The organism is Myroides sp. LJL119 (assembly GCF_054871605.1).
In genome coordinates, this window is sequence record NZ_JBTXLO010000001.1 from 213,733 (window position 1) to 231,383 (window position 17,651).

Here is a 17,651-nt window from a genome sequence, read left to right on the forward strand (position 1 = left end):
CACAAACCGATTAATCGTAGTAATATTGCAACCGTTAAAACGCTTTTAACCTGGTCTAATAACTCAGCTGGTTAGAGTAGCTGACTCATAATCAGCAAGTCCCTGGTTCGAGCCCAGGTTAGACCACAATCTAAAGGACAAAAGGCGTTTTACATTGGTCTAATAACTCAGTTGGTTAGAGTAGCTGACTCATAATCAGCAAGTCCCTGGTTCGAGCCCAGGTTAGACCACCGAAAAACCCCTTAACACACTGTGTTTAAGGGGTTTGTTTTTTTAAGGGGGCTCGTTGGAGGCGTCTATTTTTCATAAAACCACAGAACATTGTCCCCTTTTTTTCTTAACTAACACGAATAATATTTGAGACTATAGTAGGCTTTGACACAAATTTTTACAAGGATATTCAGATTCAAACTAAATACAACATTAACTCATCCCTTTTAGATTAATCCTTTTTTGACTTAATCCGTAACTTTTAAATTTATATCTCATAAAAGCCGAAGCCATATCTTCGTGGGTTGAAACAATTATTTGATTCGAATAAAATTCATTTCGTAATAACTCGATGAACCCTACGATATTTAATTCATCCATGGTTTGAACTGGATCATCAATTAAAATAATTTTATTTTGACTATATTTTTTATGTAATGCCAAAGTGAACGAGATAATTAAAGCGGAAAGCTGACCAGAACTCATTGAAAAAATTGCGTCAAAAGTTTTTATTGGACTGGTTTGAAATCTTATACCCTCTTTATCAGAAAAAATAAAAAGTCCTAAACCTCCTTGAAAATCCTGCATAATTCTACCTGAATAGATATGAAATATAATTTCTATATCTTTAATTACTTTCTTTTGATAGGTGCTTAATGATTCAGCGTAAATGTCTTTTAATTTCAGTAACCTAACTTCAAACTCTCTAGCTTTATTCAGTTTAATTTCTTTCTTACTGAGATCCATTTTCTTACCTTTAATAATCTCATTTTGTAAAATAGAGTACTTGTATTTTAAAAAATCCTCTTTCTTAAGAATACTTTCCATTGATAATGCATCTAATAATTCGAAGCTATTATCAAAATAATTAGCAACTATATCCTTGAAATAAGGCTCAATTGCATGAGGACTAATGTCAGATTTAATAGCTTCTAATTGAGGCCTTATAACATTATCAAAATCAATTACTACACTACTGTTAATATCTCTATTTAAATATTGAGAATAATTAAAGCTAATCTTTTCAAATTCACTTTTCATTTTATTAATACTTACTTCGTCAAGTAAATCTAATCTTGCTATAAATTTTATATCAAGTTTATTTTGTTTTAATTTTTGACTAAATATTGGTATTAGTGTCTGTAAAATCCATTGTGTAAACTCTTTAAATTTCTCACTTAGTACTTGATTTTTTAAAGAAGTTAATTCTTCTAAAGAAAGTGTTTGTTTATTGATATTGATTAATAAAGTATCAATATTAATCCAATCAAAACCACAAAGAAAACAAGTCCCACTATCCTTTGAATTTTGATCATCTTTAAGTTTACTAATACTTTCAATTAATTTCTCTCTAGATTCCCTAATCTTTAAATAGATACCTTCTAAATCATTTAATTCTTTTAGATCACTTTGAATACTATTAAAGTCTATCTTAAACTTAACTTTCAAACTATCTTCAATAAAATTAAAACCATCCAATTCTATTATAAACAACTCATTTTTAATATTATCTATAGAAAGATTAGTTAAAGTCTTAACCATATTTTCATAGTCTTCAATTTCTTTTTTATTTACCAAGAGCTCTTTTTTTCTATCTAGGAAATGAAAATATACTAGGAAATTATTAATACTTTTTTGATTACTGATTAACTTTGTTATTCTTAAATTCTTTATATAATTTTTAAAATCTATCTTTTTTTCAACTAATTTTTTAAGTTTAGTCATAATACCATCCTCACCAAAAAGATTTTCAAATTCATATTGTTGAAAATCAAAATCTTCAGTATCCCAAGTATATAATTTTTCAGGAAATAATCTCAAATATTCAGTATTCTTAAATTCCTTTTTCAAGAAAGCTTCTGAATTTTCAATAGACTCTTTCAGTGAAGCAATCTCAGCACGTTTGGTAGGGTTAGATAACTCTTTGACTTTTTTTATTAATACTTCTAATTTCTCGAGTTTTTTATCAAATTCAACTACATTAAACAAATGAGATATATTATCTTTCCTATTTTTATCCTTCTCCTTGAGTAAAAAAAGACTATCTTCTTGCTCTATATAATTTAAAAAATGAAAATTTCGTTTATAATTTGAGCCTAATAATTGATTTAAATAATTTTCTTCATCTACAATTAATACCTTTTGTTCGCCATCAAAATATTCCTTAGTATATAATTTATAAATTTCAAAACTAATTTTATTGGTTAAACTTTCTCTCTCTGCTTCTCTACATAAAATGTAATCCTTTCCATTTTTAGAAAATTCAATTGTAATTGATAAATTACCATCTGCATAATCACATAAAAATGGATGCTCCATATAGTTTTCTCTCCTATCAACAACAAGAGGTTCCAAAGTAACATATCTTCTTATGGCACCTGTGAACAATAATTCAATAGCATCATATATTGAAGTTTTTCCGAATCCATTTGGCCCATCAAATACAATTAGATTGGAATCATCAAAATCTATATTTAGATGTTGAAAAACTTTAAAATTCTTAATTTGTATCTTTCTTATTTTCATCTGTACTTAGTGTATTTAATAACAATTCATAGATAGAATCCGAATCCTTTTGTTTAATATCGTCAATTCCTAAATTAAAAATATTATGCTCGATAACATCATTAATATCATCTAATGAACTAGCAAATACTTTTTGTTTATTCGTTTCATTCAGTGCTTCTAAATTATCTTCTTGAGTGATTATTAATTTTATAACCGGTATTTTAAATGCTAAACGATAGAGCAGTGATTCATAGGAATTGTTATTAAGACTTTCTTTGTGAATTTTAAAGATTGACTCGTCTAAAATCTTACTTTCAATAAAATTAGCAATGTTTGTACCTTCATTTTTTAAAGCATTATTCAAATGCTCATACTCACTCTCCTTATACAATATTACCTGCTTCTTAAATAAGTAAGGGTTTTCTTCTATCTCCATGACCTTTTTTTGGACTCCTTCAAAACTTTTTACTTTATAGATAATTAAAAGATTCGCATTTTTATCAAACCAATCATTATTTATTGTTTTTTTTGCTTCTTCAAAATAGATAGCTTGATTAGCAATAATATCTTCAAGTTTATAAGTTTCTAAAATTAACCAATAAGATTTTTTATCATTTTCTTTAAAAGAAAAGGCAGAACATAGTTCAAGATCTTTCTCGACAGTCTTGTCATCATTACTTTTGTATTTAATATACTCACTTTCAAAAGCTACATCTTCAACAAGTCCTAATTGTATAAATAAGTCTTTAATTAATGTTATCATTTAATTTCTGTTTTGCTTGTTCTCTGTCTATTAACGACACTTTTTTCCAATTTGTAATTTTCTTATTGTGATTAATATCTTCCCCAATAACAAATATTTTTCCAGCTTCGTGTTCAATAGATTCAATGTCACTATTGTCTGTAATAATAAAATCACTGTTAAAAGGAATATCAATTAATGTATTTTGTACAGTATCCATAATACCTTGACATAATAAACGCCTATTAGGTCTACTATTAGATGAGTTAATTGTCGATGGAAAATAAAACTTCCCTTCAATATCTTTCCAACCTAATTTAGACCCACCTATTCCATCACTGTCGCGTATTTCTAAAAGTGTATACAAAAAAGCTGCTTTGAAATTTTCATTATCAAGAGTATTATTCTTATATTCTTCTAGGTTCGTATATTTAATTTCTTTTTGAGGAGATATTTTCTGTAGGAATTCTTTAAATTCATTATCACTTAGGTTATTTAAGTATAAAAGATAATTCGCGAGTTTACTTTGCCCATCAACATCTATTAGGTCGTCAAAGGCAATACAAAACTGTTGATAATAGTTATTTAAATCTAGTAAAACTCTTTTATAATAAAATTTTTCACCGAATAACGCATCATTATAATCTAATAATATTTTACGAATGAAATTCTCTAATGGCACAGTAAAATAATATGCACCTTCTCTAATAGATAGGCCATTCCTTTTATGGTTAGATGCATGTACTGCTAATATTTGACTTGTAATAATATCTTCTAAAACTCCTGATAAAGTCATTACATAACTTTCGTTTTGAATAAATTCACTTTTGTCATATTTTTCTAGGCAATGTTTAATTTTGTCGACTATTAATGTCTGCAATTCTTCAACTTTGCAAAAATCCTGATTATTATACTGATAAATTTTTAAGTTAGGATGAGCAGTTTCAATGTCAATTTTTGATCTTTCATTTTGAGTAGCTAAATGAAAATAAGCATTATCCTTACAAAAGAAAGCTCTCTTTCTATTCTCTATTTTTATAAAATCATCTCTATAATCATTATACAAATTACTTTTCATAGCTTTTACTTGATGAAGTGAAATAGGGACTATATTACCATTATTGTCATATTCAACTATTGCGAAATCCTCAAGAGATTCTAATTGTAAATGAAAACCATCAACATCATCCCTTTCATATATTAAATTAAGTACATGATAAAGTGCAACTTTACCTTGATACACGAAACCACTCCAAGTAGCAGCTGCAGAATGTATATCATTTGGATCTATTAGTTGTTCCATCATTAAATCTCAATAACATTATCAATATCCTTCATTAACCTATTAGTCTCCACTAAAGCAACAATCATTTGATTATAATGCCTAATATCATCAAAAGACAATTCCATCCCCTTACGATCCTTTAACCATTTTTGAGCAGGCTGATAGCCTCCTATATAGAAGTTCCAAGCTATCTCAGGTATATCATTAAAAAACTGAGTTTCATTAATGAAAACTTTGCCCTCTTTAAAAATTGGTTTACCTACTATATTATTTCCACTCTCAGGATAAGAAGATGTAAAATCATTTATTTTGTCTGATTCTAATAAATGTAATTCACGTATCTGTTTACCTAAAGCTACTAACTCCCAAAATTGTTTTTGGTCTGTTGGATAAGGAACACGAGGGAAATCGATTTTAAGAAACTCTTTATATGTTTCTCTGTATTTCGGCGAATGTAATACGGCATAGATATAGTCTAATATATCTATTGGTGCAAAAGCACCTTCTATTGCTTCCTTTTCGTTTGTAAATGTTAACCCCAATTTATCTGCTATTTCGTTAACAATTTCGAAATTTAAATTTGGCGTACGTTCCAACTTAACTTTCACACTAGTTTGTATTAAATCATTATAAATATATAAGGGAAAAATATTAGTAGAATCAGCAGCACTATCTAAAATATGTAAATCGGTTATATTCTTAGTTATACTAACATATCCTAAACTTAATTGTCTAGATTTTTTGGATACTATTAAGCCTAAATTAGGTTTATGAAAATGAGACATTATTTTGAAAACAGGATAGGCTAAAAATCCTTTAGATTTATTAGTATGATAAGTATATCTTATATCAAAAGGCCTATAGTAAATTTCTTTTAAATATTCTCCTTTAATACCAAAATTGATTACATTATCTTTTGCAAACAATATTTTTTTATCTCTACTTTCTTTCTTTTCTGTTTTATACTTGTTTCTAATACTATCCTCATCTAAGTTTATAAAATCATCAAGGACAATCCTTAAATCTGTAGTATTAAATTGAATTGCTGTATCATCTCTTTTACTACAGATTCCTACACCATTTAGATTAAAAATCTCATTTACACCTAAATACTTATTGTAATTATTTTCATTATTAAAGTTTTTAGGCACAAAAAAATAATAGGGAGATTTTGGAGTTAAATCATTCCATGCAATTTTTTTCACACTATTATTTAGCAAATAATCATACTTTGAAGCTCTTGATCCATACAAATCAATATGTTTAAATTCACAGCCTTTATTAATTTTGTTATTCTTTATAAAAATATTAATAGCAACTCCTTGCATAATATCAAAGACGTTTTGATCTATGGAACCATCCGGTGCTTTTTCTTGTTTTTTTGAGTTACCATGTAAGTCAATTGAATAAATTTTTGAAAAATTATTTAAAAGATTAAAACGCATACCTCTAAAAGATTCACTTTCCATAAAACTATTATCTGTGATAAAAGCTAATACACCTGATTTGTTTTTTTGAATAAAATATTGACTAAATCTAATAAACTTTACATAGTCATTATTTACCCATTTAGTATCTCTAATTTTTATTCCTTCATCATCAAATTTATATTCATCAATCAATTTATTTATCCATTGATTATTGTTAGTACTTTCTCCACTATATGGTGGATTCCCCATAATAACCATTACTGGTGTATCTTTCTTAATAGCGTTTGCTTGATTACTCTCATCCGATAACCAAGAACTAAACAGAGTATTAGTGTCAGGATGTGCCTCTTCTAAAGAATTAGTTAAGTAAATTCGAAAACGTTGATCATCATTACTCTTATAACCTGTTTCTTGTAATAACATATCCATTTTTAAATGTGCCATCGCATAAGATGCCATCAATAACTCAAATCCATTAAGCCGAGGGATTAGATCAGCTTTTACATATTGATTCCACAAGCCTTCCATTCCTTTAAATTTCGAATAAATATGACGTATAGTTTCTGCTAAGAAAGTCCCCGTACCAGTAGCTGGATCAAGTATTTGAACACGATGTACCTCTTTCTCTACTTGTCTATAACCTGTAGAAGACCGCCCATCTGCCATATCTGTATTCACTTTAATGCTAGTTTTTGATATATCAGCTAATCCCTGAGATAAACCAAATTCATCTTTTAAAATATCATCTACAGCACGTACTATGAAATTCACTACAGGTTGCGGTGTATACCAAACACCTCTTGATTTACGCAATTTAGCATCATACTTAGAAAGAAATGTTTCATAGAAATGGATTATTGGGTCTTCCATTTTTGTACTCTTACCAAATCCTTTCATAATTTGGTGAACATCTGTTGCTAAAAACACATTAACTAACTCATCTACAACCCAGTCAATACGACTATCTAAATCAAAACCAGCAATATCTTGAAAAAGCTTTCTTAGAAAAGGGTTTGATTTTGGAATTAGATTGGCAGCCTCCATTCGAGAAAATGTATCTAATGTAGTATCATTATAGCGAGCAGCAAACATACCATAGGCAATGGTTTGTGAATAAATATCAGAAAATGCTTTATTATCAATATCATGGATTAGCATCTCCTTAAACGATTTCATTTGTTGCTTTAAAGAAGATAATTGTTGTAATTCATCATCTGCATTTAAAGCCTTTTCGATAATATCAGCCATCAACCGTGCTTTACCTGCTAATAACTCTGCAAGCCTCTCAGCCGAACGAATAGTTTGAGATACAACCGTACTAAAATTTAATATAAGACTCTCAAAACTAGGAATATTTTCATATAATGGTTGAATCCCCCCATCAACTACCTCTCCGATAGTTATAGTTGTGGTTAACTCCCCATCTCTATAAAAATCAAATTTTAAGTAATCAGTAATTATTAAATTTGTCAAGCCCTGTTTATATCTACCAAACTGCTCTTGAAGTTGTTTTGACTTCAAATCAACTCCTATATCCTTTGCTTCGATATAACCAATAGGGATAGTACTACCTACCTTAGTTAACACATAATCAGGAGCACCACAAGCTTGCCTCTTAGGTTCATTGGTAGCTTGAATATTAGGTAATAAACTTTCAATTAAATGTTGTAAATCACCTCTGAAAGTGTGCTCTGTCGAATTTCCAAGTTTAAATCGATTATTTAAATTAGTGATGTATTGTAAAGTGTTCATTTTATTAGTGTAAAATCATTAGTATTCAAAAATAGTCATATTTAAAGCAAGTTAAAAAGAATTAAAACTTCTCAAAGCAAACTCTATCAAATTGTTGTTTTTACTTGTTGAAGTAACATACAAGCCTAAAAACTAATTAATTCTAATTCAACTTAATACTTAATAAACCAAAGACACACCTTCATTTTTGTTATGTAATTAGTAGCTAAATGACTACATTTGTACTTGAAAACATTACGAACAAGCGTAATCTATCGTTACTGGTTTATCAGAAATTGCGACCTTCAGATCACAGCCAACATAGCGATAGACTTACGCCCGTGCCTTATATTGGCGTGGGCTGAGTCTGTCTGGCTGTTGGGTTGTCGCAAACCTCTGATAAGGACATGATCTTAGTTACACGCCTTTTTTACCTTTAGGTCATGGACATTAAATTCTTCGCCCCTTTTTTAAATTATATTTTTTACGATAAACTAAATATTAATTACAAAAGTCTAGATAAACAGGAATTATCGCCCCGTTTTTTTTCCGCATTGGCACAAATAGAAAAAAACAAACCAAGCTTGTACATTCTCCAGAAGGTAGACTTAGCATTTAAACAATTAGAAAAAGAAAAAATCCACGATGAGATGTACCTCCTTTTAAGTACTAAAGTGGATATAGTTTTGGAAAGCTTCTTTACTAAAATAGCATTCCAAAATGAAATTTATAAATATGACTTAGAAATTGAGCAAATTAACTCTCTACAAACCCATCGCAATTTCCTAGCTTACACTTTCTTCTCAATGATTATTCTACAATTTAACTACCAAAAAAACACACTTACAATTCAAGAGTACTTAATAGTCCTACAGCAAGCACAAAATCACAAAACAATGTGGGAATAGAAAATAAACTATAGTTTGTGATACTCTTTTTCTGTAATTGATAATGAATATTTCCCCGTAAGAGAAGATCGCTTAAATTGAGACTTTAGAGCTTTTAAATGCCTCTTAATTACCCCTAAGTCTCTTTGACCTTCATCGATTGAAACTTGTTTTCGTTTTATCTCAAATTGTAGTTGATCTACTAAGTTTTGCAACTTTAAAACCTCCTTCTCTTTATTCTTAATAGTATCCTCGAAAAGGGCTTTATTCTCTCTTTGTATGTAGCTATTGTTCTCCACAATTTGATTACTTGCACTTTGCCTTTCTAATAAAATAGGGACTAAATAATTTTTTTCATTGTGGCGTAACATACTTACGATTGCCTTATTTGATTTATCACTACTCTTCTCTAAATTAATTAATAACTGTTGTAACTCACTAGTTTTCTTATCGACTCTAGCCATAGTTATTAAAAGGTTATCTAAGGTATTATTTACAAATTCCCGTTTAACATCTACACCGTATTTTTCGATAAAATTAAACACCAGCTCAACAGCTTCTGCCTGATTCTTCAATTCATATTTCTCTTTTAATTGATTGATTTGTCCAATCACAGACATACTTAACCTAATTGTTGATATTTTCATATTACATACATTTTTCACATACACTTAACCCTATATAAACCAGTACTTTAAATAAACTAATTACCTCTATACATTACTTATACCACAAAATCAACATACACCTTCTACCCACTAAAGACACAACTACCTAAAATTCAGCCCATTAAAAAACGGCGGTACTCTGTACCTCCGTTTCCTCTTGCTCAATACGCGGGAGTATATATTCTAGTAAATAATTAAATATTATTACTGCTTAAAAATTCATTTATATCCTTATATCCTGTAAATATTCCCCTAATATCTTTAGACTTACTAGGGTATACATCTATAATACTCTTTGTAGTTAACTCACCAGACTTATCATTATCTAGGCATAAATAAATTACATTGTAATTATCTAACTCCCCCACTATACTATCTTTATTGGATACACTATTTAACACAATAAAATCTAATTTTTTCTCAATAGAAGGATATAGACTTAACAAACTTAAAAAGTCGGTCCAACCTTCCAAGACCACTACCTTTTTTCTTGAATTACAAATCCAGGAATAGCTTTTGGCTACCAAGCACCCTTTAAAGTATTTACTTCTCAACTCATACCCACCTAACACATTTTTAAAACCTATTGCATAAAACAGCCTACCATTCAAACAATAATGCACCTCTATACAGTACTTTTTAGCTAACCCAACATCAATACATCTACTATGTATATAATTAAACAGTTTTATATTTGTTAAGGGCTTAATAGCCTTGATTTCGTAGTTCTTCACTTCTTCAGATATATGCTCAAGAAAAATTGGCTGGTGAAAAGAAAATGAATCACTGGCTAAAAACTTCAATGCTTGCTTTAAATTACATTGGTTATATCTCATCACTAAATCCAGGACGTTTCCTCCAACTCCTTCGCCGTGATCAAACCAAACATTCTTAACGAGATCAATTTTAAATGAAGCTGTCACCTCTTTTCTAAACGGACTTTTATACCAAAGTTCTCGACTATTTTGTTTCATTCTTATACCTCCTATTTTATCTAAAATAGAGCCTAAACTTATTTTTTTTGCTTCATCACATGTCATAATCTTATGCTACTTAAATTTTAGTGATTTTTTGATATTTGATGACAGATCGCTATAACTATATTACATTCAATAAAATACACTGTCATCAAATTGTCATCAGTCATCAAACTTATCTTTTAAACTGTCATCAAACTTATTTTGATGACAGTTTGATGACAATTTTGATGATATATAAGATATTGATATTAAACACATTAAACTACCTGTCATCACTGTCATCAAAAAAACGAGCAATTTTGCTCAACTCAATTTCATAATAGCGTCCTTTGCGATCTAATCTTGTAAACTCCCCGTAGGATTGGTAATCATATCCTAAGTACTTATTTGAATTATTAGATGGTACAAATCCCCAACTTTTAAAGATAGTTCTTACATCGTTTGCTTCTATATGACTCCTTTTATTAAGCTTTTTTATGATAGCACAGGTTTCCATTGGAGTAAGACATATTTTCTTCTCTTCGAATCTCTCCTGAATTTCTCGCAACAATTCTAGTACTTCATCCTGTAGTTTACTTTTATCGGAATTCATTAGTTTAACAAGAGCATCAGTACGAATTTGTTCTGGAGTAAACCACATACGTGTTTTCTTAGTTGTTGAATAGGGTATTGTATGAAGGTAATTAAGAAAATCAGGGATTTCTTTAAAGAGTAAGTCTAAGAAATCAGGGTTCTTTTCTATCTGTGGAATTTTACGTACCCAAAAGCGAATTTCCTCTCTGTCTATTTTCATAAATGAATCTTCAAAATTGCTAGTCATCACAAATTTGTAAAAAGACTCTACTTCTTCTTTATCTCTCCCTTTTCTCTCTATTTTGTTGCGATCAGCAGTACTTAGAAATTTAATACGTTCAGTTATCTGTTGATTATCAGTAACAACTTCATCAATAAGTACTAATAACTTACCATCTAAGTCGGAATTAAAATTGTTCACAAAAGATTCCGCATTAATGTAAGTAGCATTAAATGAAAATATCTTTCGCAAGTATTTAAGCATTGTAGATTTACCTGTTTCCCTAGCTTTTGAAACTAATACAAGTACAGGTAGTACCTGTGTGGGATATTCTAACAATATTTTGAAATAATCCAGTCCTAGCTGGTATTGATCTCCAAAAATATGACGTATAAAATCTAAGGTATATACTAACTTACTTTCTAAGAAATCTAAATTATCATTGAATCTTTGTACTTGATAGTCTATAGGGTGGTATATGTTGTAGAAGTCGCCAATCTCTCTATTGTAGTTTATATGCTGAGGAATACAGCAGAAGCCATAATACTTTTTAATATTGGAAATAAAATCTTTTCCAAAATCATTTACAATGGTTTCCTTGTTCCAAGGTAACATGACTTTTTCAGTTGTTTTACTGAGTGTAGGTCGCTCGATAATGGCATAATAAGCCGTACCCACACGAATAAATTCGGCAGAATCTAAGTTCATAATAATTAATAGATTATAATCCTTATATTTGCACTATAAGGATTTTATTAAAAAATAAAATTTTAAGCGTTTAGTTTTTGAAGAAGGCAAACGCTTTTTTTATGGATTTAAAAGATGTTGATTTTTTAAAGCAATTTGAATTAATTGCTTTCGAGAAAATATAGGTCGTCCGTCAATTTCATAATAAGGGATCTTTCCTTTATTCTTCCAATTAATAATAGTTTGAACTGTCCTATCAAACATACTTGCTACTTCTTGTTGAGACATACGATCATCTCCAGTTGGAAAAAAAGTACTTACCAATACTTCTTGAGATTGATCTGATATACTCTGGACTTTTTCATTTAAAACATTTGCACTCATTTGAATCGATTTTAAAACATTTGAACACAGCAAAGATTAATTTACAAACTAAAAAAAACAATACACATCAATACACACTACTATTAACCAATTGGTTAGCATATTCTTTTTGTTTAATTACTGCCCAGTCGTTAATATAACTATTGTCTTTATTAAAGCTCTTATTATTTAAGGTATCTCTAGTTAGCAGCTCGTAGATAGTTCTTTCCTTTAAAGAGTTCGCCCCAAAATACATGGTTAATATTTTTGGTAATTTACTTGGCAACCTGGTTATTAAATCTCCATTTTTAAAATAGAGAAATATTGCAATTATATAATATAAGTTCTGACGATCTTCAGCTACTAATCTATTTAAAGTTAAATGTGCGTAATTCAATTCAAGCTTACTAAATATTGGTATTTTCTCAGTACAATTAGACCAGAAAATCTCAAACACATTTTTATCCTCAAAATAAAATTCATCTTTACATATGAACTTAAAAAACTCATACAATATAAATTTTATGTAACCTATATCACAGCAATCTACTGCTACATTAATCAACTCTTCTTCCTTAAAGTCCTGTAATGGAATTGACTGTAAAAAGTATTCTTTGATCTTACTTATTTTACAAATCTCTTCAAAACTAGTATTTGTCAAAGCATTAAACTTAAAAAGCTCTTTACTTCTAAAGTTCAAATGAGTAACTACGGGGATAAAATCCATATCTAATCTAATTCTTAGATCATCTAATGTATTATGTAAACACATAACCAAATTAGGATATCCCCCTGCCTTTTTAATGCTATTAGATAAGTAATTTACAAATAGATTTTGTGCTACTTCTTTCTCATATATAAAAAAATATCCAAAAGCATCTCTGACACTTACTGGTTCCTCTAAATACTTCTCAATTAGAGCGGCTTGTTGAATAATTCTAGTATCAACATCATGAATACTTTTCTGAATATTAATGAGATGAGATATACCTATCATCTTTTTCTTAACACCCAATAGAAAAGCTAAATACTCCGTTGTTGAACTATTGATCTTAATTTCTTCGAACTCTCTATGTGAATTTTTAATAACGCAATCAAACTCAAATTTCTTTAAAAACGAATAAACAAATTGTGATTCAGAAGTACCACACAATAGATTATCAAGTTCACAAATGGAAGAGTAATCGAAATTCCTACGGATAACATCATAAAGCTCCTGTGTATCAATTGTATCTACACTACTACTATTTTGCAAATGATCTATTACTTGGGCAGCATAGCTTTTTAAGACAAGCTGGCTTTCATTTTTTTTTTCACTAGCAAAAAAGAAATTCTTAATTTTATTTATAAACTTTCCCATTTATTTAATTCCTTTTGCTTAAAAGACTCCCCTACATGCACATACCTTCTAAAACTCCTCTCGTCTTTATGATTGGTAGTGCTTTTTATAACACGTTCTGAAATACCCAAAATAATACTATTTGTTATAAATGTTTTCCTGCCTACATGTGAGGTAATTACATCGCACTTTCGAACCACTGTGTCGATTCTCTTAGATCCAACATATCTGGTTAAACGAATTTTATCAGTAATCCCTACTTCCTCACAGCATTCCTTTAACCGCTCGTTCAATTTTTGGGAAGTAATCCTAGGTATTGGACTGTAAATAGAATCTTTATACTTATCCAAAATTTCTTTGGCGTAAGACATTAAATACACTTGATGATGCACTGTCTTAGTTTTTACAACCGTATAGTTTAGATAGTCTCCTACCACATTACAATCACGTAAGGAATAGATATCAGAATGCCTTTGTCCAGTAAAACACAAAAAGCAGAACATGTCCCTTGCTCTTTGCATAGACTTACTTGTAAAATTATAGTGATACAATTTCATTAATTCCTCCATAGTTAAGAAAACCACCTCTATTTCGTTATCGACCCTTTTAATCTTTTTAAACTCTAAGCTATTGTGATAACCTCTATTAAAAGCCCATTGCATAAAAGCCTTTAAGGTCGAAATTAACTTCCCGTAGTAATTATTTAAAGTATTACGCTCTACAAAGCAATACTCCATAAAGGCATCTTCAAAGCGGTAATCAATAGTATCGAACCTTAAGACATACTTTGTTGACTTTGCGAACTCCATAAAAAAATTCTTTACAGAGTTATACTTGATAATTGTACTCTTAGCCCTATAAACACTGGATACTTTGATATACTCATTAAATGCGTCAAAAAAACGAATAGCTACGCTTACAGAATCTAATTTGAACTTTTCTTCAAAAAGCATCTCCGTAAAAGGGATCGAATTAAATTTAAAAAAGTCGAAAATATGTTCCACTTTATCAACCGTATTTGCTAATACGGCATTATACTCCTTATAGTCATTATAAAGGGGGTTATTATCACTTTTAATGTTTCGAATTTGATTTATTTCTGCATCCCAATGCTCAAGCTTTGTTTTGACACTTAAATTCTTTCGTATTCTAACTCTAGGAGCACTAACAATCAATCTAATAGGAATCAATCCTTCTTTATCTATTTTGTCTTTTCTTAGCTCGAAATAATACTTCATTTTGTACAATTATTAAAGGGGGCTGACCAAGGGGGCTGACTATTTTTACAAAAAAACAGTACGAATCCAATTTGTTTTTCTTTTCAACAAAAAAGAGAAAAAAAAGATCTAAAAAAGACTCAAAATCCCCAGGGGCAAATTAGGGGTCAAATTTTTTATTCTAATTAATTAAAGCCAGTTAAAACGAATTAAAATAAATCATAATAAACTGATTATCAATCAGTAAAACTATGTAAAAAGGAATTAAAAAACAAAACAAGTTCAGGTTAGACCACAAAATAAACCCCTTTGCACTCTGTGTCTAGGGGTTTATTTTTTTTAAACAGTTTATTTACAAGGCTATATTTTTTTCTGTATTAATAATACCATTCTCTTCCCTCGCTTGTTTAACCTATTGTGAATAGAAAGTGTTTAAGATAATACAGCCTAACTTGTTACATTTATTTAGCTCATCCCCTTGCACTATAAAAAACTTTCTAGAATATACTTTTCCTTGCTAAATTTAACTTAACCTTACACACAAGATAATGTATTACAATATTGCAAAGACTTACTAGCTCTTGTATTATTTTTAAAAATTACCATACTAATAGCCCTCGTTAGGCTAAAAACTTCACCTATATTAATTATCAAATAAGCAAATTAGTCACACAATAAGTATACATCGCGCTACATTTAATCAAATTCAAACCACATTTAACACTTTAGTAAAATAACCAACACTAATAAATATAAAATACACCCATTTTTAACCACATAATGTTAATTAAGATATATTATTACAATTATATTTAATATATTTATCTATACCAACTTCTAATTAATAAAACACTAATTATGAAAACAGTAAGAGATAAAACTTTTGAGTTATTAAGAGAATTAAAAATAACCCACATTTTTGGTAATCCCGGATCTACCGAGGAGACATTTCTTCAAAACCTTCCTGAGGATTTCACATACGTTCAAGTATTACAAGAGGCATCAGCAGTTGCTGCCGCAGATGCTTTTGCACAGGCAACTAAAAATGTAGCTTTGGTAAATGTGCATACCGCAGCTGGTGTAAGTAATGCAATGAGTGGAATGTTATCCGCTAGAATGAATAAAACCCCTGTGATAATAACAGCCGGAAACCAAACCCGAGACATGTTACTATTAGAGCCTTGGTTAACCAACACGAATCCAGAGGACCTAACCAAACCTTTTGTAAAGTGGAGCTATGAACCCAAAAGAGCAGAAGATGTACCAGCTGCATTTATGAGAGCATACGCCATGGCGCTTCAAGAACCTGCTGGTCCAGTTTTCTTATCAATCCCTTTAGATGACTGGAATCAACCCGCACAAGATGATCCTGTAGTAAGAACAGTCTCCTCAAGAGTTGCTCCAGATCCCGATAGAATCAAAGAATTCGCTGATGTTTTAAATAAAGCTAAAAAACCGCTACTTATTTACGGAGCAGATATCTCTAGAGATGCTGCTTGGTCACAAGCCATTGAGCTTGCCAGTAAACTTAACGCACCGGTGATGGCAGCTCCTGCATCGGAAAGAACACCTTTTCCAGAAGACCATCCCTTATATGCTGGGGCTTTACCCTTTGCTATAAAACCATTATGCCAGGCTATACAAGGATACGATGTAGCCATAGTCATTGGAGCACCTGTTTTCAGATACTACCCATATGTTGCAGGAGATTACCTGCCAAAGGGTCTTAAATTGTTACATATAAGCAATGATCCACAAGAAGCCGGTAGAGCACCTGTTGGCGATAGCTTAATTAGCAACTCTAAATTAGCTTTAGAATCTTTAATACCTCTTGTAAATAGCGTCAATACAAGTCCACAGGTTTACAACCAACCTAAAAACCAAGTATCTGCAAAGCCAAGTGATTCTGCTTTGTCTGCATACCAAGTGTTCTCTACAGTTAGAAAAGCTATGCCAGAAAACACAATTTTAGTACAAGAATCACCTTCCAACATTGGACTCTTACAAGCAGCCTGGCCAATAACCTTTCACGATGGTTACTACACAATGGCTAGTGGCTCTTTAGGTTGGGGAGTACCAGCAGCGGTGGGTGTAGCTTTAGCCGAGAAACAAACCGGAAGAAAACGTCCAGTTGTGGCAATGATTGGTGATGGCTCGCTGAATTATGCCGTACAAGGAATGTGGACTGCCAAGCAACATGAATTACCTGTAATATACGTTGTACCAGTCAACCGAGAGTATGGAATTTTGAAATCATTCTCGGAGTGTCAAAACACACCTAATGTTCCTGGATTAGATTTACCTGATTTAGATATTGCTTCATTAGCACAAGGATATGGGTGTATTGGAAAAAATGCAGAAAATTTAGAAGATCTTGCTCAATATTGCCAAGAGGCTTTAAAACAAAACATTCCCACAATTATAGCCATACCTATAACACGAGATTTACCAGATTTAATTTAAATGATAAAATTATTTAAAATCTTCTATTAAGTTATAAGAAATACTCTTTAATTAATTTATTCAAAATGCGTTACATTTAAAATAGATTCTAAAGAAAACTAATAAAATCTAAAACAGTTTAATCTTATTTGTACAGTCACAGAAAAACTATACTCCTAAAAAAATAGTTATCTGTGACTGTTTGTTTATAGGCTATTTTACACCTGAAAATCCTGTGAACTTCATTTCATTAGACTTGGCACAAAAATTGAGAGCTTTATAACTTGACAAGGCTTGTTTTTTGTGACAGCTTATCTTTTTTATACTTAAAAAACTCCTTGACAATAAATAAAAACGTAAAACGTTATA

General features: G+C 30.3%; 12 protein-coding genes and 2 tRNA genes. 4 read left to right on the forward strand and 10 right to left on the reverse strand.

The genetic code is table 11. The features are described 5' to 3' along the window. The first annotated feature begins 52 nt into the window (after positions 1-52). Positions 53-126, forward strand: a tRNA-Ile gene (locus tag ACYSNV_RS00935). A gap of 30 nt (positions 127-156) precedes the next feature. Continuing rightward, a tRNA-Ile gene (locus ACYSNV_RS00940) sits at positions 157-230 on the forward strand. Positions 231-423: 193 nt separating this feature from the next. On the opposite strand, the gene ACYSNV_RS00945 is transcribed toward ACYSNV_RS00940, so the two are convergent. The 4 genes from ACYSNV_RS00945 to ACYSNV_RS00960 are packed head-to-tail and all read right to left on the reverse strand — an operon-like array spanning position 424 to position 7,927. Next, a complete protein-coding gene (locus ACYSNV_RS00945) occupies positions 424-2,736 on the reverse strand; it encodes an AAA family ATPase (protein WP_461760690.1) in 2,313 nt (770 codons plus the stop codon). Then, positions 2,711-3,481 (reverse strand): ABC-three component system middle component 1, encoded by a 771-nt coding sequence (locus ACYSNV_RS00950; RefSeq protein WP_461760691.1) that lies wholly within the window; start codon positions 3,479-3,481, stop codon positions 2,711-2,713. Before ACYSNV_RS00950 ends, ACYSNV_RS00945 begins: the two co-directional genes overlap by 26 nt. Beyond that, the gene (locus tag ACYSNV_RS00955) at positions 3,465-4,766 is read right to left on the reverse strand and encodes an ABC-three component system protein (RefSeq protein ID WP_461760692.1); all 1,302 of its coding nucleotides are present in this window, start codon (positions 4,764-4,766) and stop codon (positions 3,465-3,467) included. Before ACYSNV_RS00955 ends, ACYSNV_RS00950 begins: the two co-directional genes overlap by 17 nt. After that, positions 4,766-7,927, reverse strand: a complete 3,162-nt coding sequence (locus ACYSNV_RS00960) for a type ISP restriction/modification enzyme (protein WP_461760693.1) — start codon at positions 7,925-7,927, stop codon at positions 4,766-4,768. The genes ACYSNV_RS00955 and ACYSNV_RS00960 overlap by 1 nt, the downstream gene beginning before the upstream one ends. Before the next feature lie 422 nt (positions 7,928-8,349). On the opposite strand from ACYSNV_RS00960, the gene ACYSNV_RS00965 reads away from it, so the two are divergent. Then, on the forward strand, positions 8,350-8,814 hold the full coding sequence (locus tag ACYSNV_RS00965; RefSeq protein WP_461760694.1) for a hypothetical protein: 465 nt from the start codon (positions 8,350-8,352) through the stop codon (positions 8,812-8,814). 8 nt (positions 8,815-8,822) lie between these two features. Here ACYSNV_RS00965 and ACYSNV_RS00970 read toward each other — a convergent pair whose 3' ends face one another. The 6 genes from ACYSNV_RS00970 to ACYSNV_RS00995 all read right to left on the reverse strand — a co-directional run bounded on the left by ACYSNV_RS00970 (position 8,823) and on the right by ACYSNV_RS00995 (position 14,861). After that, a complete protein-coding gene (locus tag ACYSNV_RS00970) occupies positions 8,823-9,440 on the reverse strand; it encodes a hypothetical protein (protein ID WP_461760695.1) in 618 nt (205 codons plus the stop codon). Between the two features lie 215 nt (positions 9,441-9,655). Further along, positions 9,656-10,501, reverse strand: a complete 846-nt coding sequence (locus ACYSNV_RS00975) for a toprim domain-containing protein (protein WP_461760696.1) — start codon at positions 10,499-10,501, stop codon at positions 9,656-9,658. A 202-nt stretch (positions 10,502-10,703) separates the two neighbouring features. Further along, positions 10,704-11,942, reverse strand: a complete 1,239-nt coding sequence (locus ACYSNV_RS00980; protein WP_058699239.1) for a primase-helicase family protein — start codon at positions 11,940-11,942, stop codon at positions 10,704-10,706. A gap of 99 nt (positions 11,943-12,041) precedes the next feature. Beyond that, on the reverse strand, positions 12,042-12,305 hold the full coding sequence (locus ACYSNV_RS00985) for a MerR family transcriptional regulator (protein WP_058699238.1): 264 nt from the start codon (positions 12,303-12,305) through the stop codon (positions 12,042-12,044). 67 nt (positions 12,306-12,372) lie between these two features. Continuing rightward, a complete protein-coding gene (locus tag ACYSNV_RS00990) occupies positions 12,373-13,644 on the reverse strand; it encodes a hypothetical protein (protein WP_461760697.1) in 1,272 nt (423 codons plus the stop codon). Then, positions 13,629-14,861, reverse strand: coding sequence for a tyrosine-type recombinase/integrase (locus ACYSNV_RS00995; protein WP_461760698.1), 1,233 nt, complete (start codon positions 14,859-14,861; stop codon positions 13,629-13,631). Before ACYSNV_RS00995 ends, ACYSNV_RS00990 begins: the two co-directional genes overlap by 16 nt. 837 nt (positions 14,862-15,698) lie before the next feature. Here ACYSNV_RS00995 and mdlC point away from each other — a divergent pair. Further along, positions 15,699-17,303 (forward strand): benzoylformate decarboxylase, encoded by a 1,605-nt coding sequence (gene mdlC, locus ACYSNV_RS01000; protein WP_461760699.1) that lies wholly within the window; start codon positions 15,699-15,701, stop codon positions 17,301-17,303. Positions 17,304-17,651: the final 348 nt, after the last annotated feature.